This window comes from Paenibacillus sp. NPDC057967 (assembly GCF_042887015.1).
Classification (GTDB): domain Bacteria; phylum Bacillota; class Bacilli; order Paenibacillales; family Paenibacillaceae; genus Pristimantibacillus.
In genome coordinates, this window is sequence record NZ_JBHVQB010000004.1 from 210,108 (window position 1) to 237,006 (window position 26,899).

The window sequence follows — 26,899 nt, forward strand, 5'->3', positions numbered from 1 at the left end:
CCGTCCTATGCCCCCGCCAGACAAGTTACGCAGCCGCTCATTGACTATTGCCTGCCATTTGCGGTAGATTGGTCATACAACAGCAATAGAAGCAACGGCTTATGAGAAGGAGACTGACCTGTCATGAAACAACATATATTATTTGATTTGGACGATACATTGATTTATTGCAACAAATACTTCTTTTTTGTCGTGGATCAGTTCGTGGATTCCATGTCCACCTGGTTCAGCGGCTATGGCATCGTCACGCCCGAAGCGATTCGCGACAAGCAAATGGAACGGGACATCGCGCTTATTGGTGTTACCGGTTTCAAGAGTGAGCATTTCCCCCAGTCGTTCCTTGACACCTACACTTACTACAGCGATACAACTGGAAGAAAACGCTCGGTCCTGGAAGAGGATTTTTTGTGGAAGCTCGGCATCAGCGTATACGATCATGAGACCGAGCCTTATCCCAACATGGAGCATACGCTAGATGAGCTTGCTTCCTCTGGACACGAGCTGCATCTCTACACGGGCGGCGAGCTTCTGATTCAACAACGCAAGATAGAGCGAATGGGACTGGAACGTTATTTCAGCTCACGTATCTATATTAGACAGTTGAAGAATAACGCTGCTTTGGAGCAGATCTTGCAGCATGGCACCTTTGACCGCGAGCATACGTGGATGATCGGCAATTCCATTCGTACAGATGTTGTGCCAGCCTTAACCGCAGGCATTCACGCCATTCATGTGCGCACGCCTGAAGAATGGCATTACAATGTCGTACAGATTGATGTGCAGCCAAAAGGCGCTTTCTTTACATTAGATAAGCTTGTAGAGGTACCCGATACGATTCATCGTTACTTGAACCGCGATTAGCGATCAGCTTCTACAGCCAGCTCGCCAGTCGCCTCATTTCTCAGCACGATCTTGCCTTGCGTCTCCGTTCCGTCAGCCATGGTCAGCTTCAGCTTGGCGGTTTTGCCTTTCTCCGCAATGGCCCGTACCTGAGCATCCGTCAAGCTGCGACCGAAGCTTTCCTTCCAGATGACGAACGAGCAGCCGCTCCGGTAATGGGTACACCCATACCCCTTCCGCCCCATAAACAATCTGCCGCCGCAGCCCGGGCGGGGGCATGCCGCAATCGTGCCGTCTCCTGGCGCTTCGGCGCGTTCTTTGACAGCCGTGCTTTTAGCCGGTGCGCTTGATGAAGCTCCTGATGGGCCGCTGCTTGTCCGACTCGTGCGCCCTGACGAAGTGCTGCGCGTGGAACGCTGTCCTCTGGCGGACTTCCCTTTCCCCGGCTTCTCGTCTCCTTCGAATGCCTTGATATCGGCTCTTGCTTGTTGGCGAACCTTATCTACGATCATCGTGGCGAACTTCTTCACATTTTCCATAAAAGTAGCATCCGACGCGCTGCCTCTGGCGATCTCATTCAGCCTGCGCTCCCACATGCCGGTCATCTCCGGTGAGGTCAACAACTCCACACCGGCTGCGCGGATCAGCTCAATTGCCGTTCGCCCCTTCTGGGAAATCATGATCCGTTTGCCCTGCATCGTTACATATCCTACGTTTTTAAGCCTCTCGATTGTAGCCGCGCGGGTAGCAGGCGTGCCAAGACCGGAATCCTTCATCGCATCCCGAACCTCTTCGTCCTCGATCTGCTTGCCTGCGCTTTCCATCGCCTTCAGCAGCGTACCTTCCGTATAATGCTTGGGAGGCTGCGTCTCCTTCTCTTTCATTGCGGCATCTGTGCATTTCACACTCGCCGCCGGATTCACAGAGAACGGCTCCAGCACTTCTTCTTCATCCTCGGAATCGTCGTCCTTGTCCCTCTTGCCGCCTTTGGGCCGTTCTTTCTTCTGATCAGCGTAAAGCACCTTCCAGCCTAAGCTGAGAAGCTCCTTCACCGTCGTTTTGAATGTTTCTTGCTCCACCTCGGTCAGTACCGTATGGGATTTGTATTCCGCTGCCGGATAGAACTGTGACAGGAATCGGCGTACGATGAGATCATACAGCTTGGCTTCATCGGGTGAAAGTCCGCTAGCCTTCCGGTGCGTCGGCAGAATGGCATGATGATCCTCGACCTTCGCTGGATTGCAAATGAACTTATTACCCTTATTCACGAGACTTTTATTTGCTCCCTTGGCCCACTCGTCGTACGAAGTGCCATGCAAAGAGGACAAGGTCTTGTGCATCTCCGGAATGTTCTGCTCCGTTACATAGTTGGAATTGGTACGGGGATACGTGATCACCTTATGTTTCTCGTACAAGGCTTGCGCCGTATCCAGCGTCTTCTTCGCCGAAAATCCGAATTTGCCGTTCGCTTCCCGCTGCAAGAGCGTCAGATCATACAGCTTGAACGGATACTCCTTCACATCCTTCACTTCATACGACGCGATCGATCCGGTTTTCCCCTTCACCTTCGCGGCGATCGCTTCCGCCTTCTTGGGATCGGTCAGCCGCTCGCCCTGCCATAATCCGCGATACGCTGTATCTTCTTGAAGAAATTTGGCCTCCACTTCATAAAATTTCAGCGAATCGAAGGTCTCGATTATTTTTTGGCGGTCATAGATAAGCGCCAGAACGGGCGTCTGTACCCGGCCGACGGACAATAATACATTATGTTTTGTTGTAAAAGCGCGCGAGCCGTTCATGCCAATCAGCCAGTCGGCCTCGCTTCGAGCCGTCGCGGCTTTCGTCAAGTTATCATATTCGGAGCCTTCTCTAAGCTCCGCGAAGCCTCTTCGTATCGTCTCCGGCGTCAAATCCGATATCCAGAGTCGCTTGACGGGTTGGCGCAGCTTCAGATGGCGCTGAATGAGGGAGAAGATGTATTGCCCCTCTCTCCCGGCGTCGCAGCCGTTCACAAGCGAATCGCATCGCTTCGCCAGTTCTTTGATCACTTTCAGCTGATCCATCGTTTTTTTGTTGGGTACCAGCTTGAATACTTCTGGAATGATAGGCAGGTCGCCAATATTCCAGCGCTTGTACTTATCATCATAAGCATCGGGCTCGGCTAAGCCGATCAAATGGCCGATGGCCCACGTAATGATGTAGTGTTCGCCTTCTATATAGGTACGGTGATTTTTGGCTCTGGGATCGATAGCGGCCGCGATATTGCGTCCCATGTCGGGTTTCTCCGCAATGATTAGTGTCTTCAACTGGGCTCGCTCCTTTGGTCAACTCTAGTCATCAGGACGTCTCCAATGTCTTCATTATGGAAGTGAAAATGGTGCGCACGCCCTTCGACCAATTAGGGTCTTCTGCATATTCCCGGTTAATCCATGTAAACGGGTCTACCTCAGACGGCCTGTCCTTGCTCAGTCTCGTAATGGTTCTTGCCGCAATCTGCGACGATTGCTCAATCGTCGTATTGAATTCTTGCCAGCTATGAAAGACGTTAAAGGGATTGTTGGCGATTTCCTTCGCCCGCTCATGCTTTCGCGGGACAAACCCCTGCTCCTGGCCCGTGATGGCGATCAGGAAAACGGGATGAATATCAAACTCCTTCGCTGTTTTCATAATGGCGTCTATATAAAACGAATCTGCTAGAATCGAAGATTTGTTCTCCAGAAAAGCAACAAGCTTGTCCTTATCAATAGCGGCATACTTAAGCTCCGCCGGCAATTCATTGGGCGATGCGGCAGGAGCCTCTGCAGGAACCAGCATCCCGCTCTCCGCTCCATTGGCTGAAAGCTCTTGCACCCGTTCATCCGTCAAGGACCAGCCAAAAAGCATAGATGCCGCTATCACGACTGCCGTCAATGTCCCATAGAGTATGAAGCTTCTTCGGCGCTGCTTCCTGATTATCGCTGCGCTTGCAGAAGGCAGCGGGATGACAACAGCAACGTCTGATTCGCCATTCATCCGTCCCCCGAGGGGTATGCTGGCGGAACTCAGGCCCCTCCATGAAGCTTCCTGCTCTCTTGTCCACTTGCGCAGCGGCTCCGCTACTGCCGGATTCTCCAGATCAAGCTCCATACACATGACGTAAATATCGTCGGGACTGACGGGGCGCTGCTGCTCCAGTACCGTCGAGCGAATGAGCCGGTAGGTTAATTGCTTCTTCGTCTCGGGATCAAAGTCCGGCAATTGATTATGAATGATGCGCGCAACTGCGTCTGCGACGATCTCCGCACGCTGATCGCTTGGCATAGAGGCATACTTATGATGCACATAGTTGCGTATGTTGTGAACATCGGTTGGTGTTAACACATAGGCATGCTCTGCAGACATCTGCCTCTCCTCCTACGCAGGATCTATCCATAATTTTACCACAACTTGCCTTATTGCGGGGGAGTCAGGTTAGAAATCGCTTCCTGAATAGCGGGTTGCGTCATATAGGCGCTCACCTGTTCTTTCTCACTGAATGTCAGCTGATATTCACAGTCGCAATCCTCATCCTGAGGGACCATCTGGACAATCGTGCCATCCAGCGTGCAGATCACATAGAGGGTGAATTGGATCAGATCATCCGGTACAGGCGTGCCCTCATCTACTGTCGGCCGAAGCACGATATCTACCCATTGATCGTCGCGGCGCTCCATTGATGCATCAAAGCGAGTAAACCGAAGCTCCGTTATCTGGTCTGAACCGTATTTAATCATATCTTCTCTCTCCATTCCCACAGAATCTGGACAAGCAAGAAAAGCGCCCTAGGGCGCTTCCTTATGAAACCTATAGGTATAGCCTAACATAGAGGCGCTGCTTATGGAAGCATCGATGAGCCCATCAAATACTTATCCACTTCACGGGCAGCCTCGCGGCCTTCGTTGATCGCCCAGACCACCAAGCTTTGTCCGCGGCGCATATCGCCAGCTGCGAATACCTTGTCGACATTCGTCGTGTATTTGCCATACGGAGCTTTCACATTGGAACGACGATCCTGTGCTAGACCAAGCTGCTCGATCAGCGTTGTTTCCGGACCTTCAAAGCCTACCGCGATGAAGACCAGATCTGCTGGCCATACCTTTTCCGTTCCCGGAATTTCTTTATAGATTTTGCGGCCGGTTTCGTCAACCGTACGCTCGATTTGTACCGTGTGAAGCTCCTTCAGGACGCCATTCTCGTCGCCTACAAACTTTTTCGTCAGGACGGAAAATGCACGAGGATCTTCGCCGTATAGCGCTTTTGCTTCCTCTTGCGCATAATCCAGCGTATAGACGTTCGGGAATTGCGGCCAAGGGTTGCTAATCTGATCGCGCTCAAGCGGAGCTTTCGCATGCGTACCGAATTGCGTAACCGACTTGCAGCCATGGCGTAGCGCCGTTGCTACACAGTCTGTACCTGTATCGCCGCCACCGATAACGATAACATCCTTATCTTTTGCGGAAATATAGTTGCCGTCTTCCAGATTGGAGTCCAGGTAGCTCTTGATTGTGCCGTTCAAATAGTCCATCGCCATATGCACGCCGTTCAGATCGCGTCCCTCGATATCTACATCGCGTGCGCGCGTCGCGCCGCCGCACAGAACAACTGCATCAAATTTCTCCAACAGCTCGCTTGCTGTAATATCTTTGCCGATCTCCGTATTCGTGACAAACTCGATGCCCTCTTCTGTCATCAAGTCTACACGGCGCTGTACGACATGCTTCTCCAGCTTCATCGTCGGGATGCCGTATGTGAGCAATCCGCCGATGCGATCGGCACGCTCATATACCGTAACGGTATGGCCCGCTTTGTTCAATTGAGCGGCCGTAGCCATGCCAGCAGGGCCGGAGCCTACGACTGCTACACGCTTGCCGGTACGCACTTTAGGAGGCTGAGGAACAACCCAACCCTCTTCAAAGCCGCGATCGATAATCGCTTGTTCGATCGTCTTGATTGTGACGGCATCCCCGATAAGGCCGACCGTACAAGAGCCTTCGCATGGCGCCGGGCATACACGGCCCGTGAACTCAGGGAAGTTATTCGTCTTGTGCAGGCGCTCCAACGCCTCGCGCCACAGTCCTCTGTAGATCAGGTTGTTCCACTCGGGAATCAGGTTGTTGACCGGGCAACCGGACACCGATCCGGCGAGCTCCATGCCTGTATGGCAATAAGGCGTTCCGCAATCCATACAGCGTGCGCCTTGGGTGCGCAACTGTTCGTCGGACAAATGCTTATGAAATTCGTTCCAATCCTTGATGCGCTCAAGCGGGTCGCGATCGGCCGGCAATTCGCGCTGATATTCCATAAATCCAGTTGGTGTAGACATGATCGAATTTCCTCCATCCCTGTTTCCCGGTTGCTTCACGTACACGTACAAGATACGATATGAGACCACTTGCGGGAATCCATATATTATTGAACACAGCGTGCTGTGCCAAATCCGGTGACTTATTATAACATGCTAGCATTCCTCTAATGATCACGTTAATGGACTATCCGTACAATCATTTGCACTTTATGACATATTGTTCGTACATCAGCCGCTTTAACACGCTCTATTTTAGATGCGTTCATAATTTTGGAATGTGAAGTCATAGGGATTCCGATCATCTTTCGCTTTGAACTCGCTGCTGGCAAGTCTCCATGCACTCTCATCAAATACCGGGAAATACGCATCCGCCTCATCGACTTCCGTTTCCACTTCGGTCAACAATATCCGATCCGCATGAGGCAAGGCCAGCGCATAGATCTCCGCACCGCCAATAATCATGAGATCTTCCTCTCCGAACATCTGTATCGCATCCTCCAGATTATGAATCACTTCACAACCCTCAAGATGCAAATCCGTCTGGCGAGAGAGGACGACATTGCGCCGGTTCGGCAGCGGTTTGCCGAGCGATTCGAACGTTTTTCTGCCCATTAGCACGGTCTTGCCTGTCGTCATTCTCTTGAAATACGCCAAGTCTCCAGGCAAGCGCCAAGGAAGAGTGTTGCGGACACCAATAGCCCGGTTCCGGTCCATTGCCGCTATTAACGTAATCGTCATCGTCTGTTCCTCCTCCCCTTACACCGCTACGGGTGCTTTGATCGACGGATGCGGATTGTAAGCTTCGAGCATCAAGTCTTCCATTTCAAAATCAAATACCGATTGCTTGTCCGTATTCAATAGCAGCTTCGGCAGCGGCTTCGGATCACGGGACAGCTGAATCTCAATCTGTTCCATATGGTTCGAATAAATGTGGGCATCGCCAAGCGTATGAACAAAATCGCCTACTCCCAGCCCGCATTCATGTGCGATCAGGTGCGTCAAAAGCGCGTAGCTCGCGATATTGAACGGAATACCCAGGAAAATATCACCGCTTCTTTGGTATAGCTGGCAAGAGAGCTTGCCCTCAGACACATAGAACTGGAACATTGTATGACATGGCGGAAGAGCCATCGTCGGCACATCCTCAGGATTCCAGGCCGATACGATAAGCCTTCTGGATTCCGGGTTGCTCTTAATCGTTGAGATGACATCCTTAAGCTGGTCGATGGTTCCGCCTTGAGTCGTCTTCCAATCTCTCCACTGCTTCCCATAGACATTGCCTAGTTCTCCATATTGAGCTGCAAAATCGGGATCGGTCAAAATACGCTCCTTGAACGCTTCCATCTGCCCTTCATATTGGGCGGCGAATGCCGAGTCCGTCTGGGAGCGCAATCCGAAATTCGTCATATCCGGTCCCGAATAAGCTTCGCTCTCTACCCAGCGCTTAAATGCCCATTCATTCCAAATGTTGTTGTTATGTTGAAGCAAATAGCGGATGTTCGTATCCCCTTTAATAAACCAAAGCAATTCGCTCGCTACAAGCTTGAAGGGTACACGCTTCGTCGTCAGAAGCGGAAAGCCCTCGCTGAGCGGGAATCTCATCTGATAGCCGAACGTGGAGATCGTCCCGGTCCCTGTACGATCTTCCTTGCGGACGCCACCCTGCAGCACATCCCTTAATAATTGCAAATAAGCCTGTTCACTCGTGCTCATAGGAGACCCTCCTTTATCATAATCGCCATCATCGACGTCATTCTATACGAAAAGCTTGTGCTTCTATCTCTTAAAGCAAGCTTTCTTTCGCAAAATAACTATTATTATAACATTACTTGTAATTAGTTGCCCAGCCTGTCTTTCTTCCGTTTTTTGCGCAGCTGATGCCGATCTGGCGCTGTGGCGAACAGCTGGCGCTCCAATTCACTCTCCGGTACAACGGAAGGAACCGGGCATGGCTTGCCGTCCTCACCGAGCGCAACAAAAGTGAAAAAGGCGGTCACCGTAACCGCACGCGTCCCAGCGTACAGATTCTCCGCCGTGACGGAGACGTAAATTTCCATGGAGCTGCGATGCGTCCAAGAAACGAACGCCTCCACCTCGATGACTTCGCCGACCCTGATCGGCGCAAGAAAATCAAGGCTGTCTGTTGACGCCGTCACCACTCTTGTTCTCGCATGTCTCATGGCCGCAATCGCGGCTACCTTATCCATATACTCCATCAGCTTGCCGCCGAACATGGTATCGTAATGATTCGTATCCAAAGGGAAAATGAGCTGCGTCATAATCGTTCGTGATTCACTCGATCGTTTTTGTTCTTCTTGATTCATGCTGATTCAGCCCCTTCTCATCATCTGCGCATTTTGTTTCTTCATTATAATATATGCAAAAAGCGATAGGCAAAGGAAACCGCATGAAATTCATGCAAAGCCATACATGTGAAGGTTGTTGTGAACGCAAAGAAACCCCGCTGTGCCTTAAAGGCCAGCGAGGCTTCTCATTCAAGCTAATTTAGATCAAGTCGGCTAAGTGAATTACTTAGCAACCGTATGGATCGGATGGCCAAGTGCAACTTCAGCCGCATCCAATACGATCTCGCCCAAAGTTGGGTGAGCATGGATTGTCAGTGCGATATCTTCAAGTGTTGCGCCCATCTCGATTGCCAGAGCAAGCTCAGCGATCATGTTGGAAGCTTCAAGGCCTACGATATGCGCTCCCAGTACCAGACCGGAATCAGCGTCTGCTACCAGCTTCACAAAGCCTTCTGTAGCGTTAAGCGACATTGCGCGGCCGTTGATAGCGAATGGGAATTTGCCCACTTTCACGTTGTGGCCTTGCTCCTTCGCTTCTTTCTCACTCAGGCCTACGCTTGCGCATTCCGGATCGGAGAAGCATACAGCCGGTACGCATTTGTAATCGATCACGCTTGGTTGTCCTGCGATCGCTTCAGCCGCTACGCGGCCTTCGTACATCGCTTTGTGCGCAAGCGCTGGTCCTGCGATGATATCGCCGATTGCGAAGATGTGCGGAATGCTGGTACGGCATTGTTGGTCAACTTCAACCAGACCGCGATCTGTTGTTTTCACGCCAATCAGGTCAAGGCCAAGCTCGCCATCCGTGTTCGGGCGGCGGCCAACCGTAACAAGCAGGTAGTCCGCTGTTACTTTTTCCTCTTTGTCACCTACTGTGTAGGTAACTGTTACATCTTTATCCGTTTGCTCTGCGCTTTTCGCTTGAGCGCCTGTTACGATGTCTACGTTTTTCGCTTTCAGCTTCTTCGCAACGATGGAAGACATATCTTTGTCGAAGCCTGGAAGTACGGAATCGGAACCTTCGATTACCGTTACTTTCGTGCCAAACTTGGAGTACATTTGGCCAAGCTCGATACCGATGTAGCCGCCGCCGATTACGACAAGGCTCTTCGGAATTTCAGGCAGCGACAATGCGCCTGTCGAGGACACGATGCGTCCGCCGTAAGGGAACGCCTTCAGCTCGATTGGACGGGAACCAGTCGCGATGATGCAGTTTTTGAAACGATAGCGCGGCGCTTCTTGATCGTTGAATACGCGAGCTTCGTTTTCGTTAATGAACATCACTTCGCCTTGGAAGAATTGCACTTTGTTCGCTTTCAGCAGCGAAGCAACGCCGCCAGTCAGCTTCTTCACAATGCCGTTTTTGAATTCTTGCACCTTGCTAAAGTCAACCTTCGCTTCGCCCACTTCGATACCGAAAGCGGAAGCGTGGCTTACAGACTCATATTGGTGAGCTGCCGAAATCAGCGCTTTGGACGGGATACAGCCAACGTTCAAGCACACGCCGCCGACATACTCTTTATCTACGACCAATACGTTTTGACCAAGCTGTGCTGCGCGGATAGCGGCTACGTAACCGCCAGGACCTGCGCCAATGACTAGAGTATCAATATCTAAGGAAGCATCTCCAACTACCATTTGTTAGACCTCCATTATGAACAGCTCAGGCTGTGCCAGCAACTGTTTGATATAGTTCATAAAGTTTTGTGCTGTTGCGCCGTCAATCAGACGGTGGTCGAAGCTCAGGGACAATGCCATAACAGGTGCTGCTACAATCTCGCCGTCGCGTACAATCGCCTTCTCGGAGATGCGGCCTGTACCCAGAATCGCAACTTCAGGGAAGTTGATAACTGGAGTAAAGAACATGCCGCCTGCGGAACCGATGTTCGAGATCGTAATCGTGCTGCCTCTCAGTTCGTTCGCAGCAAGCTTGCCGTCGCGGCCGCGTACAGCCAGATCACGAATCGTGTCAGCAACCATAAAGATGTTTTTGCGGTCAGCATCTTCGATAACCGGAACGATCAAGCCGTTGTCCGTATCGGTAGCGATACCGATGTTGTAGTACTTGCGGTATACGATTTCTTGATTTTGCTCATCCAGCGTGGAGTTCATGATTGGGAACTGGCGGCAAGCCGCTACCAGGGCCTTCACGATGAACGGCAGATACGTAAGCTTGGAGCCTTTTTTCTCTGCGTATGGCTTATATTTCGAGCGAAGGGCAACCAGCTCAGTAACGTCTACTTCGTCCATGATCGTTACGTGCGGAGCCGTGTAAACCGACTTCACCATTGCATTAGAGATCGCTTTGCGGATACCTTTGAACGGTACGCGCTCTTCTGGACGGTAAGGTGTGCCAGCCGCTACTGGAGCTGCTGCTTTTGCCTCGCCAGCCGAAGCTGCTTTTTCTTCCGCAGGCGCTGCCGCTTCTACAGCTGCAGGTGCTCCGCCGAATCCGTTCACATCGTCACGCGTGATGCGTCCGTTTTTGCCTGTACCGCTCACTTGAGTCAGGTCTACACCTTTCTCGCGAGCGTATTTGCGTACGCTTGGTGTTGCCAATACTTGAGTGTTCGTTGCTTTAGCTTCAGGAGCAGGAGCTGCAGCAGGTGCGCTTGCAGGAGCTGCCTCTTCCTTCTTCGGCTCTTCAGCCGCAGCAGGAGTCGCTTGCTCAGGAAGGTCGCCTTCCGCCTCAATTACAGCTACCAGTTCGCCAACATGGCATACCTGACCGTCCTTCACCAATACTTCCAGCACTTTGCCGTTAACCGGGCAAGGTACTTCGACGATAGCTTTATCGTTTTGTACTTCCATAATAATGTCATCGTCCGTCACTGTCGCGCCCGGCTTAATCAGCACTTTGATGATTTCGCCCTCATGCAGGCCTTCGCCTAGCTCTGGGAATCGATATTCGAATTTAGCCACCGATCATAACCTCCTTTAAAAAATGTTCCGTCCATTAAATTAGAAATTGATAACTTTTTGAGCCGCAGCCACGATGCGTGCTGGCGTAGGCAGCCATTGATCTTCGATTTGAGCGAACGGATATACCGTATCCGGACCCGCTACGCGAAGCACTGGCGCTTCCAGGTGCAGAATCGCTTTTTCGTTGATTTGCGCGATAACTTCAGCAGCTACGCCGGAAGTTTTTTGCGCTTCTTGAACGACGATTGCACGGTTTGTTTTTTGGATAGATGCCACGATGGTATCGATATCAAGCGGCACTAGGGAACGAAGGTCGATCACTTCCGCTTTGATGCCTTGCTTCTCGAGCTCATCTGCTGCTTTCACCGCTGTATGAACCATCATGCCGTAAGCGATGATCGTTACGTCGCTTCCTTCACGAACCACGTTTGCTTTACCAATCTCAACGGTGTATTCGCCTTCTGGAACGTCAGCTTTGAATGCACGGTACAAGTTCAGATGCTCCATGAAGAATACCGGGTCGTTGTCGCGAATCGCGGAGATCATCAGACCTTTTGCATCGTATGGATTGGATGGAATAACCACTTTAATACCAGGAGTCTGTACAGCCAGACCTTCCAGGGAATCCGTATGCAGCTCAGCTGCTTTGACACCGCCGCCGAACGGCGTACGGAATACGATTGGTGCGTTGTAGCGACCGCCGGAACGGTAACGCATACGCGCAGCCTGGATGAACATTTGGTCAAGTGCTTCGTAAATGAAGCCTACGAATTGGATCTCGGCGATTGGACGCAAGCCTTGCACGCCCATACCTACTGCCAAACCTCCGATTGCGGATTCAGCCAGCGGCGTATCGAATACGCGCTCTTCTCCGAATTCTTCCTGCAAGCCTTCCGTTACGCGGAATACACCGCCGACTTTACCTACATCCTCACCGAAGATGAGCACGTTGGAGTCACGTTTCAGTTCTACGCGCATCGCATCGCGAATCGCTTCAAGCATATTCATTTGAGCCATGATCGTTTCATCCTCCCCTTTTATTGAAAATCAGCCTTTTGCTCTTCCAAGTATTGCGGTGTTGTTTCGAACATTGTATCGATCAAGCCGGCAACAGTCATTTTCTCTACTGCTTCCGCTTTTTTGATGTTTTCGTTAACCGCTGCTTTTGCTTCTTCTTTTACGCGGGCTGTATCTTCTTCTGTCCAAAGGCCTTTTTTCTCCAGGAACTTGCCGAAGCGGGTCAGCGGATCTTTCAGCGCCCATTCTGCTTCTTCGTCCTTCGTACGGTATTTCGTCGCGTCATCCGCCATGGAGTGAGGACGGAAACGGTAAGTCAGCATCTCGATTAATGTCGCGCCTTCACCGTTACGTCCCAGTTCAGCAGCGTCTCTAACGGCTTTAATAACAGCAAGAACGTCCATGCCGTCAACTTGCACGCCTTTGATGCCAGCCGCAACCGCTTTGTGAGCGATCGACAACGCAGCTGTTTGCTTCTCGAAAGGTGTCGTAATCGCGTAGCCGTTGTTTTGTACAGCGTAGATAACAGGCAGTTTGAACACACCTGCAAAGTTCAGGCCTTCGTAGAAGTCGCCTTCCGACGAACCGCCATCGCCCGTGTACGTAATCGCAACGCGCTTCTCGCCTTTTTTCTTGAATGCCATCGCTACGCCAGTTGCATGAAGAATCTGAGCGCCGATGATGATTTGCGGCATGAGAACATGCACGTCTTCAGGAATTTGACCGCCGTGTTGATGACCGCGGGAATATAGGAATGCCTGGTACAGAGGCAGGCCATGCCATACTAGCTGAGGCATGTCACGATAGCCAGGGCAGATAAAATCGTCTTTGTTCAGCGCGTATTCGCTGCCGATCATCGAAGCCTCTTGTCCCGATACAGGAGCATAGAAGCCAAGACGGCCTTGGCGGCCCAGGTTAACGGCACGCTCGTCCCATGTGCGTGTGAATACCATGCGATACATAATTTCTTTCAGTTGCTCATCAGTCAAATCCGGCATCAGATCCGGATTAATTACGTCTCCATCGAGTGACAATACAGATAGCGGCGTAACCGGTTCCGTTTGAACTTCGTATGGCAGTTTGCTCATTTTGAACGCTCACCTCAATCGAAATATTTGAAAATCGGGTACCTCTGTTATAGAATTATTATAACCCTGTTTAATGAAAATGGTCAAAGCAAAAAACAAAAAAACCGTTGTTTTTTCGCTTATTCTAACCATTCTGTTAAGGAATTGTATATGCTACAGCGTCCGAAATTTAGTAGTACAGCATAATACAACAGCTTGTTTTCGCCCCATTTCCCGTATACACCTTACTATTGTTTACCCACAACAACGGTAATCCATTCAATTCAGATAAGGAGTTTTGAGCATGACTGATGCACGCTATTTGAAAAGAACGATTTTGAAGGAAACGGTAGACAGCCGTTACTTGGCCGAAGGGCAGCGCAATCTGCGCGTATTTCTCCCGCCGGGCTATAATGAAGTGCTAAGCTATCCTGTTATCTATTGTCAGGATGGAGAGGATTTCTTCAACTTTGGCCGAGTAGCGACGACGGCGACGCAGCTGATATTGGATGAAGGGCTGGAGCCTTTCATTATAGTAGGCGTTGATGTCGACAAAAAAGTGCGCACTGAGGAATACGCGGCGGACGGTAATCGTCATGAAGCTTACCTCCGCTTTTTCGCTGAGGAGCTTGTGCCTTTTATTGAAGAGAAATATCCGGTACGTCGCGAGCCTGAGCACCGGGTGTTAGCGGGCGACTCGCTCGGAGGTACGGTCTCGCTGCATCTGGCGTTGTCGTATCCACAGCTCTTTACACGAGTAATGTCGATGTCCGGCGCTTTCTACGCCAGCTCTCAGAGCATAGTAGGCAACGCCCTCGATCTTAGCTGGCTGGACATTTATATGATCGTTGGCCTTCAGGAAGACGCTTATGAGACAGACCGCGGTGTCTACGACTTCGTCGCACTGAACCGCAACACGCGTGCCCTGCTGGAGCACAAGGGCGCCAACATCTTCTATGAAGAGAAAGACGGCAAGCATCAATGGGGCTTCTGGCAAAAGGAGATCCCGCAAGCGCTGCGTTACTTTATAGAAGTGGAGTAGGTGGCGATTGTTAGCGCCACTCGCTTATTTGAATAAGGGAGCTTCAAGGCTGGTTGAGTCTTGTAGCTCCCTTTTTCTAGAATTAGTGCAGATGCGTTGGCTGCTTTCTCCGCTCTAAGCCGAGTTTCTCGGCTTGCAGCACGCTCAGCGGTTACTTCCCGCTCTCTAAGCCGAGTTTTTCGGCTTGCAGCATGCTCAGCGGCTACTTTCGGCTCTCTAAGCCGAGTTTCTCGGCTTGCAGCACGCTCAGCGGCTACTTTCGGCTCTCTAAGCCGAGTTTCTCGGCTTGCAGCACACTCAGCAGCTACTTTCGGCTCTCTAAGCCGAATTTCTCGGCTTGCAGCACGCTCAGCGGCTACTTTCGGCTCTCTAAGCCGAGTTTCTCGGCTTGCAGCATGCTCAGCGGCTACTTTCGGCTCTCTAAGCCGAGTTTCTCGGCTTGCAGCATGCTCAGCGGCTACTTTCGCATCAACCCTTTGCCATATGTACACAAAAAGAACTGCTCCAGAAGTTAATTAGCATAACTTTCGGAGCAGCCCTTCAATTTGCATCGGTTTAAAGCGGAATGAAGACGAGACGCTACACTAGGAAGACCATATTTATTAATTAGGTTAAGTACGGATACGGGGACAGAGTGTCATTCGAGCACGAAAGTTACTATCAGCAAAGTACATCCCATCTATCTGTCCATTACACATCTAGCCAGTTCAACACCCGATACCTGTACATCACACCTATTTCCATACAGCACTTCGATATCTGTCCATTACACATCCAGCCAGTTCAGAAACCCGATACCTGTAAATCACGCCTATATCCATACAGTACTCTGATACCTCTAAATTACACCTATATCAAGTACAGTGCACCCTCCACCAACGAATACAGAATAGTACAGGCACACCGCAGTCAAACACACACACCCTAACCTACGACCAGCCCATGTCCGCCTTAATTTTATCGAGCAAAGCGTGACATCCTTCGTCAACCAGCTCATACACATAGTCGAAGTTACCTTCATAATACGGGTCCGGCACATCCGGCACGCCTCTGCCTGGAATCAGCTCCATGAATGTGAACAGCTTCCCTGCAGCTTGCTGTCCGAGAGCGCTCTCCATCATCTCGTGCGCATCCTTTAGATTTTTCCGGTCCATGCAGACAATATAGTGAAAGTCAGCCGCGTCCTGCGGGATGACCTGCCGAGCTTTCATGCCGACATACGTGATGCCGTGGGCGTCAAGCACACCCCGAGTACCCTCATGTGGCTCACGGCCAATATGCCAATCTCCTGTTCCAGCAGAGTCAACAGCTATACGTTCCTCCAGCCCCTTCTCTGCAACCAGCTTGCGCATCACCGCTTCCGCCATAGGCGATCTGCATATGTTGCCAAGACATACGAATAATACTCGAACGTTGTGGTCCATACTTATTATTCTCCTTTCTTATGCTTCAACTTCCGAATGGCCGCTTGCTCCGATGCGCTAAAAGCACCTCTAAGCGACCTTCTTGGAAGCTTCCATTTGTAGTAAACCGACAGCATCCTGAATGTAATAATGATCACGAATAACGCCAGCAGCTCGATTGTCGACTTAAACCAGCCAAGTCCGATCGCCACACCAGCCAGCATGGCCCATACCGCGTAGATCTCATCCTTTAAGACAAGCGGCTTGCGTCCCGCCAGGACGTCGCGGATAATCCCGCCGCCAATACCGGTGAGCATAGCGGCAACAAGCACTGCGCTAAGCGGATGCTCCATCTTGGTCGCATACAATGCGCCTTGAATGGCAAACGCCGACAAACCGATCGCATCGAAAAAGGCTTCGCTTCGTCTCCACCGCAATATCCACCTGACCGGCAGAATAAAGGCAATGGTCATAGCCGAGAGCGCCGTCATGAACAAATAACCTTGGCTCCATAGCGTCGTTACCGGAACACCGATCAACAGGTTCCGCACCACCCCGCCTCCAAAAGCCGTCACGAGTCCAAGCACGTATACGCCCAAAATATCGTATTCTTCCTCCATCGCCACAACCGCGCCGCTCACCGCAAAGGCAATTGTACCGATTAAGCTGAATACATTGAAAATGTCCATGCTCATGGTCAAGTTCACTGCCGATATCCCCGCTTCCCGTCCGTTATGCATGGCAAGCACCATGCGTCCATACCCATTTTATATCCGGCTCCCTCTAATCGCAACGACAATTTTTGAGCACATTGTCGAATTCAGCGGGAAACGATATACTGAGAGTCGTGTCCACCTCTTGCGGACACTCGACCCTTATTCATAGGCCAGAGAGGAAGTACCTTTCATGCAGCAACGCATCATTATTTTCGCCGGAGGAAATTTAGGGCCCTGGGCTCTTCAGCATATTACACCCTCCGATACGTTGATCGGCGCGGATAGCGGCGCCATCTATCTGATATCGAACGGCTTCGCACCTCATATCGCCATTGGCGATTTCGATTCTGTCACAGAATCGGAGATGGAGCTGATCCGCGAACGCAGCGGCAATACCATCTCCTGTGACCCCATAGACAAGAACTACACCGACACCGAGATGGCCTTCCGTCTGGCACTGGACATGAAACCTGACGGCTTGCTTCTGCTAGGCGCACTCGGAACGCGTTTCGACCACTCACTCGCGAATGTGCATCTGCTGGCACTTGCTAATGAACTGGGCATAGAAGCTGCAATCGTAGACGAGCATAATGAAATTTGTCTCATTTCGAAAACAACCCTGTTCCAGCGCGGCCACCATCCGCAAGTATCCCTTCTGCCCCTGTCCGAACAAGTAACCGGTATTACGCTTACGGGCTTCCAATACCCGCTGAACGAAGCTACGCTTACCATCGGGCAATCGTTAGGCATCAGCAACGTCATGAAGGCTGAGCAAGGCAAGATTGAAGTGCGAAATGGCAGACTTCTAGTCATCCGAAGCCGCGACTAACGCAAACATGGACTGACCACAATCTGCCCCCTATTCTGGGGGCAGAACAATTTCCAACCCTTCAACATGCTTCCGGCTCATCTCATGGCGCATCTTTCGATGTTCTTTGGATTCAAAAACAATATCCAGATCGTAGATTTCACCAGGATACAGCTTCTCCTTGGCGATGTACATCTTCAGACGCTTGTGGTTAAAGCTTAGCTTTTCCCCTTTCACCTGAACAATGACATTTCCTCTCTCGTCTGCCGGCTGGTAAACGACGCCTGCCCGCTTCAGCGGATAGATCCACACGGAATCCCCTTTTTGGAACACACGCCGCTTTGGCTTGGATGCCGAAGCTTCACTCTGCGCATCTGCCCCTAGCGGTAGAGGCTGCCTAGCAAGCGACGGAATAGTAACTGGTCTAGCTGCTTCGGATGGCCCCGTAGCATCATGTGGTCTGATCCATGCTGCGGTCTTCTGCTCATTCATATCCGCTTCAATGTCGGCACTTCTTTGATTAATCCCTTCATCCATGACCTTGGCGCTCGACATCTGCTCCTTCTTGCCTGTTAACAGCCGTTCCGCACGGAGCATGACTGTCTCCGGCAATCCGAACCGTCTGGCAATGGCGAATGCATGGCTGTCACCGGCTTCGCCAATCTCAAGCCGATAAAGCGGCTTAAGCGTAGCCGGATCAAAAGCCATACGGCCATTCTGGCATCCTGGCGTGCGCGCGGCAAACGATTTAATTTCATTGAAGTGTGTAGTCGCGCCAACAAGAGAGCCTCTCTCCAGCAGCATTTCCAGCACAGCAATAGATAACGCGATTCCTTCCGACGGATCGGTGCCAGCCGCCATTTCGTCCAGCAATAGCAGCGATCTGGCGTCGGCGACATCGAACATTTCCTTTAGTACGGCAATATGCGAGGAGAAGGTGCTAAGCGATTGCTCCAAGCTTTGCCCGTCACCCACATCCGCTATGACATGACGGAAGATACCCAGTACGCTGCCTTCCTCGGCCGGTATAAGCAGACCGGATTGCGCCATGAGCACGAGAAGGCCCATTGTTTTGAGGGATACCGTCTTCCCTCCCGTATTTGGTCCTGTTATGATCAGCTGCTTCCAGCGCATGCCGAGCTCCGCATCAAGCGGCATGCTGCCCGCTCCCAGCAGTGGATGTCTTGCACTCTTCAACCATATGACAGGCTGCTCGCTCAGCGTCACACGCTGTCCTTCATAATTGCGAGCCAGCTTGCCGCGGGCCATAATAAAATCAAAGGTCGCCATCGCCTGAGCGTCCGTCTCTAGCGCGTGGGCGTAACCCTCCGCTAATTGGGAGAGCTGAGCCAGCACAACCATGCGTTCCCGCTCCTCCGCCGCCCGCCATTCAGCCAGCTCCTGTTGAAGCTCCGATACATCGGCAGGCTCGATAAAGAGCGTCTGGCCGCTGGACGATTCATCCAGCACGGTTCCCGGCACTTGCTTGCGAAGCTCACGCTTCACTGCCAGCACGAATCGGTCTCTTCGTTTACTGACGATGCTCTCCTGCAGCGAGCTGCGGTACTTACTTAGGGAATGGTCCATTTTCCGGCTAATCTTATCCTCGGTTGAATAGATATGCCTGCGAACATACCCAAGATCGGGGCTTGCTTCATCCGTCAGCCTGCCATACCGAATGCATCTTCCCAGCTCTTCGCGAAGAGTCTTGCAGTCATCCAACGATTCGGCATATGACGCAATTGTCGGAGCAATATGCATCTTCCCGCGCATATACCTCTTCATTTGGGCGACCGAGGCAAGCCATACGGCTAGCGCTTCTAGCTCCCCCTCATTATAGCTTCTCCCTTTCCCCAGAAGTACCAGGAACGCTTCAATTCCTTCCATCGCGGACAAGGGAATGCTTGCGCCGCTTCCGAGCAGCTCGGAAGCTTCGAACGTCTCGGTCTGCCATGCCTCGATTTGCGCTTTGGACAAGCTTGGCTTCATCCCCTCCGCCAGTCGCTTGCCTGCGTCCGAAACGGTCAACTCTACCGTCATTTTTTTGATCTTGTCATACTCCAATTTCCTGAGCGTTGATTCATTCATTCCTTGATTCCTCCTTCAAAATGAGCATAAAAAAAGGCAGCAACGAAAACGCGAGCGCGTTCCGTTCCTGCCTTATAACAAATGAAGCCAATTATACCCGAATAACCCGCGCCAATGCGGCGCAGCTCAAAAAATGGGTATAAAAAAACCGTGCTAGTGAGCACGGTGATTTGGCCTCATCCCTATAGCATGGTGGGCGGAAATCCTCATGTTCTCAACTCATGGGATCAGATGACAAAATAAGCCTTACCTATCGCAATTAAAAATCGCGATAAGCCGTGGCTAAACATAAATCAGCCCTTGTGCATCACTGCACCAAGAAGCCGCTTTCGTCCTGATCATATCCAATTACGAGTTAAGAACACCGGTAATCATTAAAATTTCCCCTTTGTCATGCTTATTCCCTCTTATCGTATAAAAAAGGCTGCCTCGTGTCAAGTCATCGATCGACTATCTGCACTAGCCTATATCTGATATCACTAGTCCTTTTCATAATGTCCACACTAGCATGCTAATCATGCCTCATGCCGACGAGCGCAGCCTCTGTCATTCTGCCGAACGTACATGCGCATATTTACATATCATCAATCAGCTCATCCAGCTTCCGTTGGCGCTTGCGCTCCCGGATACGGCGCACCTTCTCCTCATCGCGCAGACAGCGGATTAAAGCGAAGCACATGCCGACGATGATCGCAGCAAAAGGCAGCGAAGTCACAATAGAAGCCGTCTGCAAGCCGTTTAATCCGCCGCTCAGGAGCAGCACGATTGCAATCGTCGATTGCATTACACCCCACACCAGCTTCACCTTTGCTTTCGGATTAGGATCGCCATCCTGTGACAAGATGCCTAATACGAATGTCGCCGAATCCGCCGAGGTGACAAAGAAGACTACGATAAGCAGAGTTGCGACTCCCGAAGCAATCTGGCCAAGCGGCAATTGATTCAGCAGCAGAAACAAGACGGAGGTAACATCATTCTCCGCTGCGGCAGCAAGCGGTATATGCTTGAGCAGCTCCATATGCAGACCCGTGCCCCCGAATACGGAAAACCACAAGAAACCAAGCAAGCTTGGTACAATTAATACGCCAAGAACATACTCTTTGATTGTTCTGCCCTTCGATACTCTGGCGATGAATGTTCCCACGAATGGCGTCCAGGAAATCCACCATGCCCAATAAAAAAGCGTCCAGTTGCCAATCCACTTACTCTCCGAGAATGGAGACAGCCGCAAGCTCATGCCGATTAAATTTTGCACATACGAGCCAAGCGTATTCGTTAGCGTATCCAGAATAAACGCGGTTGGACCTACGCAAAAAACAAAAAGCAGCAAGCAGAATGCCACAATCAAATTGGCCGTGCTTAAAATCTTGATGCCCCGGTCAAGCCCCGACATCGCTGACGCCATAAATAAAAAGGTCATCACGATGATGATCCATATCTGCGTACCCGTCGTCGTGGACATGCCGAACAACGCGTTCAGCCCGCCGTTAATCTGTAGAGCCCCAAGGCCAAGCGAGGTCGCTACGCCGAATACGGTGGCAATGATGGCCAGCAGATCAATGCTCTTCCCGATCGGACCGTATACCCGGTCGCCCAGGATAGGCAGAAACGTGATGCTGATGAGGCCCTTGCGACCCTTGCGGAATTGATGATAAGCAAGTATTAGCCCCACGATCGTATAGATCGCCCATGGATGGAGTCCCCAATGAAAGAATGAATACCGCATCGCGATTCTGGCCGCTTCAGGCGTTCCTCCAGCCAGTCCCTCCGGCGGCACCAAATAATGCGACAGCGGCTCCGCCACACCCCAGAATACGAGCCCGATGCCCATTCCCGTGCTGAACAGCATGGAGAACCAGGACAGCAGCGAATACTCAGGGTCGTCATCATCGCTTCCCAGCTTGAAGCTGCCATATTTGCCGAAGGCCAGCACAAACGAGAAGATCAAAAAGCCGAACATCGACAGCAAATAAAACCAGCCGAATTTCGCAATGGTGAAATCAAATACGACATTGGCGACAGACGATAGCTGATCCGGCTGCAAAGCCCCCCAAAGCACAAACAAAGAAACAATGATGATGGATAGCCGGAAAACCATGACATGTGCCCCCTTTTATGCCATAGCATATCCCGCTGAACGCAAAAATATAGGGTTGCCTGGCATGTTTTTCACATCCCTGGCAACCCTGATCAATCGCATAATTTTATCGTCATGCCGTCTCTCGCGAACTGTACACCCTCCGGCATCGTATTCCTCACATTTACATCAATGTCATGGGACATATGAGTCAGAACCATCTGGTCTGGCTTCCATCGCTCAAATAGCTCTACTGCTTCTTCCACATCATAGATCGAGCGTGTCTCCAGCGGGTATGGCTCCTTGACGAAGCTGGCACCCAATAGGACGAGGTCCGCTCCATAAAAAGGGGCTTGTTGTTGTTCGGTCATATCAATGGCATCCGGGCAATAGATCCAGCGGTATCCGTTCCCCGTATGGACGAACTCGAAGGCATAGGAATAGCCATTGCGGCCGTGATGAACGCGAAAGCATCGGACGTTCCATTGTCCGAGCACTAGTGGCTGCTCCATCGGAATAAAGCGAATTCGCGACATGATCCACGGAAATCTTGAAGTAATGTCTGGGACTACCTCCGGCGGACAATAGGCCTGTCCAACCTGATCCGTCCACCTGCATGCGTCATACCATTCCGGCAATCCGCCGATATGATCATAATGTGCATGGGTAATCAGCATCCGATCCAATGCGCGAAGCCCGGCATTCTCCATCTGGCTTCCCCAATCGGGACCGCAGTCTATCCATGTCGTCCCGGTTTCAAGATTCGCGATTTGCAAGGATGGTCTAAGCCTGCGATTGCTGCCTGTTGCTCGCGCTTCCGAACATACGCCGCAATCGCAATAAGAACGGGGAACCCCTTGTGAGTCCCCCGTTCCGCGGAATGTGATGGTCGTCATAGAGGCAGCAGACGGACCTTGCTCATGCCTTTCAGATTGTCGATCATCGCCAGCCAAGCCTCAGGCTTGTTCGGCAGCGCCGAATAATAACCAGTCAGGAAAGTGACGACAAGTGATGCGTCAATCTCGTCTGCCGTCTCGTCTTGCGGCAGGAATCCAAGGTCAAGCTCCGTGACTGCTTGGCCTTCATGATCCCATGAAGGATGAACATACGAGAGATCAAGACGTTTGTAGCCCATATGAGAAAGTACTTCTCTGCGGACATACGGATTCATTGGCGATACACCGCCGAATTCATGGGATGCTGCGCGGTAAGGATCATAGATCTCCGCAAACATGCCGATCGGCTCCGTGCCGGACTCCTTGGCCAACCGTTCCAGATCACGCTGACGGCTCCGCATCAGGAATCGGCCCACGCCCAGAGACGGCTTGCCAATAATCGTAAAGTCGGTCATCGCGACACGAAGCGATGGATAATAACGGTATTCCGTGGAGCCGACAACTTCTTCTCCATGCAACGCTACGTAGACATGAATGCTTTCATCCAGCAGCGGCTCTCTCCATAGCTCGTAAGCCAACACTTCCTCTGGCGGAAAGATCGAGCCGAGCAGCTCGTGCAACGGCTTGAAATAAGGATCGTCGATCGAGGTAATGCGATGGTAGGTTAACATAAGTTCGTCACTCCGATTCTGCTTGTTGATTGATTGTTTGGTTAGTTGACAATTGGTTCCGAAACGGGTTGCGCCATTCCATAATAACCGCATGATGAAGAGATTCCTCGTCTTCCAGATAATTCTGCGCAATTCCGACCGGGACGCGGCCGCAGCGCAGCAGGAATGAGATGACCGGGTCCGTCCATTCTCCTGCCAGCACCTTCTCGACATATTGCTGCGGAGTCGCCTCCAGCGATTTGGCCCGATACCCCGGCATGCGGCCTCCGCCAAGCAGACGCTCCAGCCGAAGCTGTACGGCCGTTTCGTACATGGACTGCATCAGCCATTTGCCAAGGCCCGTCTTACGGTACTCCGGGATAACACATATATCGACGACGTACAACGTATTGCCGTCTGGACGATGATTGCGGATATAGCCGTTATCCGTGACCGATTCCCAGCTATGTTCATGCCCGTATTCGCCCATATCAACAATTAGACCGGTCATAGAGCCGACGATACGGCCGTCAACCTCTGCGCATAGCGCTCCCTCGCGGAAGCGGCTGACATGCTCGACAAGCTGTTCCTTATTCCATAGCAGCTCCTCGGGGAATGGCGGCGGGAAGCTTAATTTCTGTGCATCCATAAGTCCATCAAAGTCCCGTTCCGAATAATTGCGGATGATTGCTTTTACTGGCTTACCGTTGTGCCAGACATACAGCTGCTTGTTCATTCGCGAAGCTCCTCCCGCCTTAGCTCCAGTCCGGATACAGATCCGATCTTCTGTCTCTCCAGGTCATGACAGAGCCGTTCTTTCTAACTTCCTCTAACAGCGATAGATCAAGATCGCCTACAACGAGCATATCATCGTTGATGACGCCTTCCGCTATAATCCCTGCAGGAGGGAACGGAATATCGTTCGGTGCGAGAATAGCGGCTTGACCGTAGTTGGCACGCATAAAGTCGACCTTGCGAAGAGCACCCACTGTCCCTGTCGTCACCACATAAATCTGATTCTCGATCGTTCTCGCATGGCAGCAATAGCGAACGCGGTGGAAGCCGTGACGGTCATCCGTACAGGAAGGGCAGAAGATAACATCCGCGCCCTTCGCTCTTGCCATCCGAACGATCTCCGGAAATTCGATATCATAGCAAGTGAGCATCGCAATCGTCCCGAACGGCGTCTGGAATACCTCGACTCCATCACCCGGGGACATATCCCATTCCTCTACCTCTGTAGGTGTCAGATGAATCTTGTGTTGAACATCGATTCGGCCATCGGGATGGAACAGATGCGCAGCATTGCGTCTCTTTCCGTCCTTCACTTCGACTACATGGGTACCCCCGATGATATACATGCCGTAGGACTTGGCCAGATCGGCAAATAACCGTTTGTAATCTTCCGTAAAATCAGGCAGTCTGCCGATCGGAAGCGCTTCGCCCTGATCATCACCAATAGATAGAAGCTGCGTCGTCATAAACTCAGGGAAGAGCAGGAACTGTACGCCGTATTCTGACGCATTCCTGACATAGTGGGTAACTTGCTCTTCGAATTGCTGGAAACTCTGGATGTCGGCAAGTTTGTATTGCACCGCCGCTACACGATACTTCATAGAAGGACTCCCCCTGATCTAATCATAATTTGCGCTGCTTGAACTGAAGCGTAATGGTTGTGCCCAGCTCTGGCAAGCTGAAGACGTCGATTTTGCCTTCATGCAGATCGACAATCCGCTTGGCAATCGAGAGGCCAAGACCAACACCGCCCGTCGTGCGGCTTCTGGCGCCGTCTACACGGTAGAAGCGTTCGAATAAGTGCGGAATCTCCTTCTCCGGTATGCCCATGCCTTTATCCTTCACTTCGATCTTCACAATGTTCTTCATGAGCGTGATCGAGATATCAATCGGTTCCTTGGAATACTTGATCGCATTGTCCAGCAGAATGACAAGCAACTGACGGATTTTGTCCTTGTCCCCCATCATGCGGACAACTCTAGACAGCGCCTTCACGCGAATCGGTCGTTGGAATGTCGTTTGCATCATCGTCGCAAGCTCATCGACCACCTGCACTACATCGAACATCTCCAGCCTCAGCCAGTCTTCCTGCTCCGCTTCGGCGAGCGTAAGCATCGACTTGGTCAGGTTTTGCAGCCGTGTCGCCTCCTTGGCGATTGCTTCAATCGCCTCGTCGCGCACGCTCTCGTCATCCCTTCCCCATCGCTTCAGCATGCCCGCATAGCTGCTGATGACCGTAAGCGGCGTCTTCAACTCATGCGAAGCGTCCGCAACGAATTGCTTCTGCCTCGCAAAGGTGCGGTCAAGCCGCTCGATCATTTGATTGAAGGCCCGGATCAACTGCTGAAGCTCAGCGGACTCCTCACGGTTGCCCATATCGATCTGGCGAAGCTTGCCGCTCCGGTCGATCTCGCGCATCGTATTGACCATCTGTTGAATCGGCGCGGTCAGCCTCGAGGTGAACCAATACGTACCGAAGATCGCGAATAGAATAGCGCCGCCGCTCGTTACGCTGAGCGCTGCGACCAGCACCTGCAAATAATCATCCAGTTCATCCAGAATGCGCATCACTTCCAGCATGGCGATTACTTTGCCATTCTCGAAGAGCGGCACCTGCATGAAGATGATTCTCTCTCCGCCTCTCGTAATCATGCCGGAATCATGATAGGGCTTGAACTCCGCCGGGATTTCCAAGAGTGCCGTATGCGTGGCCATACCCGTAATACTCAACACCCGGTTATTGGGCGCAATGATACGGACCATCTCGTTCATACTGCTGTACTCCTCCAGCAGTTCCGGGGAGCTTAGCCCCCGGCCGCTCTGGATTCGCGGATTTTCCAGCATCAGATTGACCTTGGTCGAGATGACCTCTTCTTCGCTCTCTGTCGTAATTTTGATGACATAGAAGTAGACGAATATATTAAAGAAGATCAGAATTAATATAAGCCAAAAAATCGTAAAAAGCGTAAACCGTTTACGCAGCGTCATGCATCCGGCTCCTTTATCATATAGCCAACGCCGCGTACGGTATGAATCAGCTTATGGCGATAGCCCTTGTCCAGCTTTTGGCGCAAATAACGGATATAGACGTCAACAAGGTTGGTCTCCCCAATAAAGTCGTAGCCCCATACTTCGGATAGGATATCCTCACGAGACTTCTCTTCATTGCGGTTCTCCACCAGATAGACGAGCAACTCGAATTCACGAGGCGTCAGCTCGATCAGCAGATCCTTCCGGAATACTTTGCGCGTGCGCAGCTCAATTGTCAGATCGCCGAGCTTAATCAGATCGGAGCCCTCCGCTTCCTTCGGATACTGCTGGAAGATGCGCAGAATGTTTCTCACGCGCGCCAGCAGCTCCTCGACCGCAAATGGCTTCGTAATGTAATCATTTGCTCCATGCTCGAAGCCGCTTACCTTATCAGGAACCGTATCTCTTGCTGTAAGCAATATAATAGGAACAGGATTGCCGGCTTGCCGGATCAGGCGAAGCACTTCAATACCGCTCATCTCCGGTAGCATTACATCCAGCAGCACTAGCTGCCATTCACCAGAGGACGCCATCTCGTAGCCTTTGCGCCCGTCATCGGCTACACCTACCGTATAGCCTTCGTGTTCAAGCTCTAACTGCAATATGCGGGCGATCCCCGCTTCATCTTCAACGACAAGTATGCGTTCATTCATGAGTTTGGACCTTCCTTCTTGTTAGAATCCCAACAATATTATCATC

The 26,899-nt window shown here is 51.5% G+C and carries 25 protein-coding genes; 3 read left to right on the forward strand and 22 right to left on the reverse strand.

From position 1 onward, the window contains the following. Window positions 1-123: 123 nt before the first annotated feature. Window positions 124-861 (forward strand): HAD family hydrolase, encoded by a 738-nt coding sequence (locus ACFVSO_RS11350; RefSeq protein ID WP_387473332.1) that lies wholly within the window; start codon window positions 124-126, stop codon window positions 859-861. Here ACFVSO_RS11350 and ACFVSO_RS11355 read toward each other — a convergent pair. From ACFVSO_RS11355 to pdhA, 11 genes are all read right to left on the reverse strand, one after another. After that, window positions 858-3,146: a type IA DNA topoisomerase gene (locus ACFVSO_RS11355; RefSeq protein ID WP_387473334.1), complete on the reverse strand. Its 2,289-nt coding sequence runs from the start codon at window positions 3,144-3,146 to the stop codon at window positions 858-860. The genes ACFVSO_RS11350 and ACFVSO_RS11355 overlap by 4 nt on opposite strands. A 31-nt stretch (window positions 3,147-3,177) precedes the next feature. Then, a complete protein-coding gene (locus tag ACFVSO_RS11360; RefSeq protein WP_387473336.1) occupies window positions 3,178-4,221 on the reverse strand; it encodes a hypothetical protein in 1,044 nt (347 codons plus the stop codon). A gap of 50 nt (window positions 4,222-4,271) precedes the next feature. Further along, on the reverse strand, window positions 4,272-4,592 hold the full coding sequence (locus ACFVSO_RS11365) for a hypothetical protein (RefSeq protein ID WP_387473338.1): 321 nt from the start codon (window positions 4,590-4,592) through the stop codon (window positions 4,272-4,274). Between the two features lie 101 nt (window positions 4,593-4,693). Beyond that, the gene (locus tag ACFVSO_RS11370) at window positions 4,694-6,181 is read right to left on the reverse strand and encodes a glutamate synthase subunit beta (RefSeq protein ID WP_387473340.1); all 1,488 of its coding nucleotides are present in this window, start codon (window positions 6,179-6,181) and stop codon (window positions 4,694-4,696) included. Between the two features lie 234 nt (window positions 6,182-6,415). Further along, entirely contained in the window at window positions 6,416-6,901 is a 486-nt protein-coding gene (locus ACFVSO_RS11375; protein WP_387473342.1) for a dihydrofolate reductase, read from the reverse strand. 18 nt (window positions 6,902-6,919) lie between these two features. Further along, a complete protein-coding gene (locus tag ACFVSO_RS11380) occupies window positions 6,920-7,876 on the reverse strand; it encodes a thymidylate synthase (RefSeq protein WP_387473345.1) in 957 nt (318 codons plus the stop codon). Between the two features lie 122 nt (window positions 7,877-7,998). Beyond that, entirely contained in the window at window positions 7,999-8,487 is a 489-nt protein-coding gene (locus ACFVSO_RS11385) for an acyl-CoA thioesterase (protein WP_387473347.1), read from the reverse strand. A gap of 204 nt (window positions 8,488-8,691) precedes the next feature. Further along, window positions 8,692-10,107, reverse strand: a complete 1,416-nt coding sequence (gene lpdA, locus ACFVSO_RS11390; protein WP_119799704.1) for a dihydrolipoyl dehydrogenase — start codon at window positions 10,105-10,107, stop codon at window positions 8,692-8,694. A gap of 3 nt (window positions 10,108-10,110) precedes the next feature. After that, window positions 10,111-11,391 carry a dihydrolipoamide acetyltransferase family protein gene (locus ACFVSO_RS11395; RefSeq protein ID WP_387473351.1) on the reverse strand — a complete coding sequence of 427 codons (1,281 nt, stop codon included), beginning with the start codon at window positions 11,389-11,391 and terminating at the stop codon, window positions 10,111-10,113. 39 nt (window positions 11,392-11,430) lie between these two features. Beyond that, on the reverse strand, window positions 11,431-12,408 hold the full coding sequence (locus ACFVSO_RS11400; RefSeq protein ID WP_387473353.1) for an alpha-ketoacid dehydrogenase subunit beta: 978 nt from the start codon (window positions 12,406-12,408) through the stop codon (window positions 11,431-11,433). A gap of 20 nt (window positions 12,409-12,428) precedes the next feature. Further along, window positions 12,429-13,496, reverse strand: a complete 1,068-nt coding sequence (pdhA, locus tag ACFVSO_RS11405; protein WP_387473355.1) for a pyruvate dehydrogenase (acetyl-transferring) E1 component subunit alpha — start codon at window positions 13,494-13,496, stop codon at window positions 12,429-12,431. Window positions 13,497-13,779: 283 nt separating this feature from the next. Here pdhA and ACFVSO_RS11410 point away from each other — a divergent pair, with 283 nt between their 5' ends. Next, entirely contained in the window at window positions 13,780-14,517 is a 738-nt protein-coding gene (locus ACFVSO_RS11410; RefSeq protein WP_387473357.1) for an alpha/beta hydrolase, read from the forward strand. On the opposite strand, the gene ACFVSO_RS11415 is transcribed toward ACFVSO_RS11410, so the two are convergent. The 3 genes from ACFVSO_RS11415 to ACFVSO_RS11425 form a co-directional block, all read right to left on the reverse strand. Continuing rightward, window positions 14,496-15,008 (reverse strand): hypothetical protein, encoded by a 513-nt coding sequence (locus ACFVSO_RS11415; RefSeq protein ID WP_387473359.1) that lies wholly within the window; start codon window positions 15,006-15,008, stop codon window positions 14,496-14,498. The genes ACFVSO_RS11410 and ACFVSO_RS11415 overlap by 22 nt on opposite strands. A gap of 438 nt (window positions 15,009-15,446) precedes the next feature. Continuing rightward, on the reverse strand, window positions 15,447-15,941 hold the full coding sequence (locus ACFVSO_RS11420) for a low molecular weight protein-tyrosine-phosphatase (RefSeq protein ID WP_387473361.1): 495 nt from the start codon (window positions 15,939-15,941) through the stop codon (window positions 15,447-15,449). A gap of 5 nt (window positions 15,942-15,946) precedes the next feature. Then, window positions 15,947-16,609, reverse strand: coding sequence for a trimeric intracellular cation channel family protein (locus ACFVSO_RS11425; protein WP_387474257.1), 663 nt, complete (start codon window positions 16,607-16,609; stop codon window positions 15,947-15,949). A gap of 217 nt (window positions 16,610-16,826) precedes the next feature. On the opposite strand from ACFVSO_RS11425, the gene ACFVSO_RS11430 reads away from it, so the two are divergent. Next, window positions 16,827-17,465: a thiamine diphosphokinase gene (locus ACFVSO_RS11430; protein WP_387473363.1), complete on the forward strand. Its 639-nt coding sequence runs from the start codon at window positions 16,827-16,829 to the stop codon at window positions 17,463-17,465. Between the two features lie 30 nt (window positions 17,466-17,495). Here ACFVSO_RS11430 and ACFVSO_RS11435 read toward each other — a convergent pair whose 3' ends face one another. The 8 genes from ACFVSO_RS11435 to ACFVSO_RS11470 form a co-directional block, all read right to left on the reverse strand. Then, window positions 17,496-19,532 carry an endonuclease MutS2 gene (locus ACFVSO_RS11435; protein ID WP_387473365.1) on the reverse strand — a complete coding sequence of 679 codons (2,037 nt, stop codon included), beginning with the start codon at window positions 19,530-19,532 and terminating at the stop codon, window positions 17,496-17,498. A 574-nt stretch (window positions 19,533-20,106) separates the two neighbouring features. Then, window positions 20,107-21,630, reverse strand: coding sequence for a glycine betaine uptake BCCT transporter (locus ACFVSO_RS11440; RefSeq protein WP_387473367.1), 1,524 nt, complete (start codon window positions 21,628-21,630; stop codon window positions 20,107-20,109). Window positions 21,631-21,722: 92 nt separating this feature from the next. Next, window positions 21,723-22,385, reverse strand: coding sequence for an MBL fold metallo-hydrolase (locus tag ACFVSO_RS11445; RefSeq protein WP_387473369.1), 663 nt, complete (start codon window positions 22,383-22,385; stop codon window positions 21,723-21,725). Window positions 22,386-22,501: 116 nt separating this feature from the next. Then, window positions 22,502-23,176: a GNAT family N-acetyltransferase gene (locus ACFVSO_RS11450; RefSeq protein WP_387473371.1), complete on the reverse strand. Its 675-nt coding sequence runs from the start codon at window positions 23,174-23,176 to the stop codon at window positions 22,502-22,504. A gap of 7 nt (window positions 23,177-23,183) precedes the next feature. Continuing rightward, window positions 23,184-23,891, reverse strand: coding sequence for a GNAT family N-acetyltransferase (locus ACFVSO_RS11455; RefSeq protein WP_387473373.1), 708 nt, complete (start codon window positions 23,889-23,891; stop codon window positions 23,184-23,186). Between the two features lie 19 nt (window positions 23,892-23,910). Continuing rightward, on the reverse strand, window positions 23,911-24,771 hold the full coding sequence (locus ACFVSO_RS11460; RefSeq protein ID WP_387473375.1) for a carbon-nitrogen hydrolase family protein: 861 nt from the start codon (window positions 24,769-24,771) through the stop codon (window positions 23,911-23,913). A gap of 22 nt (window positions 24,772-24,793) precedes the next feature. Further along, window positions 24,794-26,158 (reverse strand): sensor histidine kinase, encoded by a 1,365-nt coding sequence (locus ACFVSO_RS11465; RefSeq protein WP_387473378.1) that lies wholly within the window; start codon window positions 26,156-26,158, stop codon window positions 24,794-24,796. Further along, window positions 26,155-26,853, reverse strand: coding sequence for a response regulator transcription factor (locus ACFVSO_RS11470; protein WP_387473380.1), 699 nt, complete (start codon window positions 26,851-26,853; stop codon window positions 26,155-26,157). Before ACFVSO_RS11470 ends, ACFVSO_RS11465 begins: the two co-directional genes overlap by 4 nt. Window positions 26,854-26,899 lie beyond the last annotated feature (46 nt).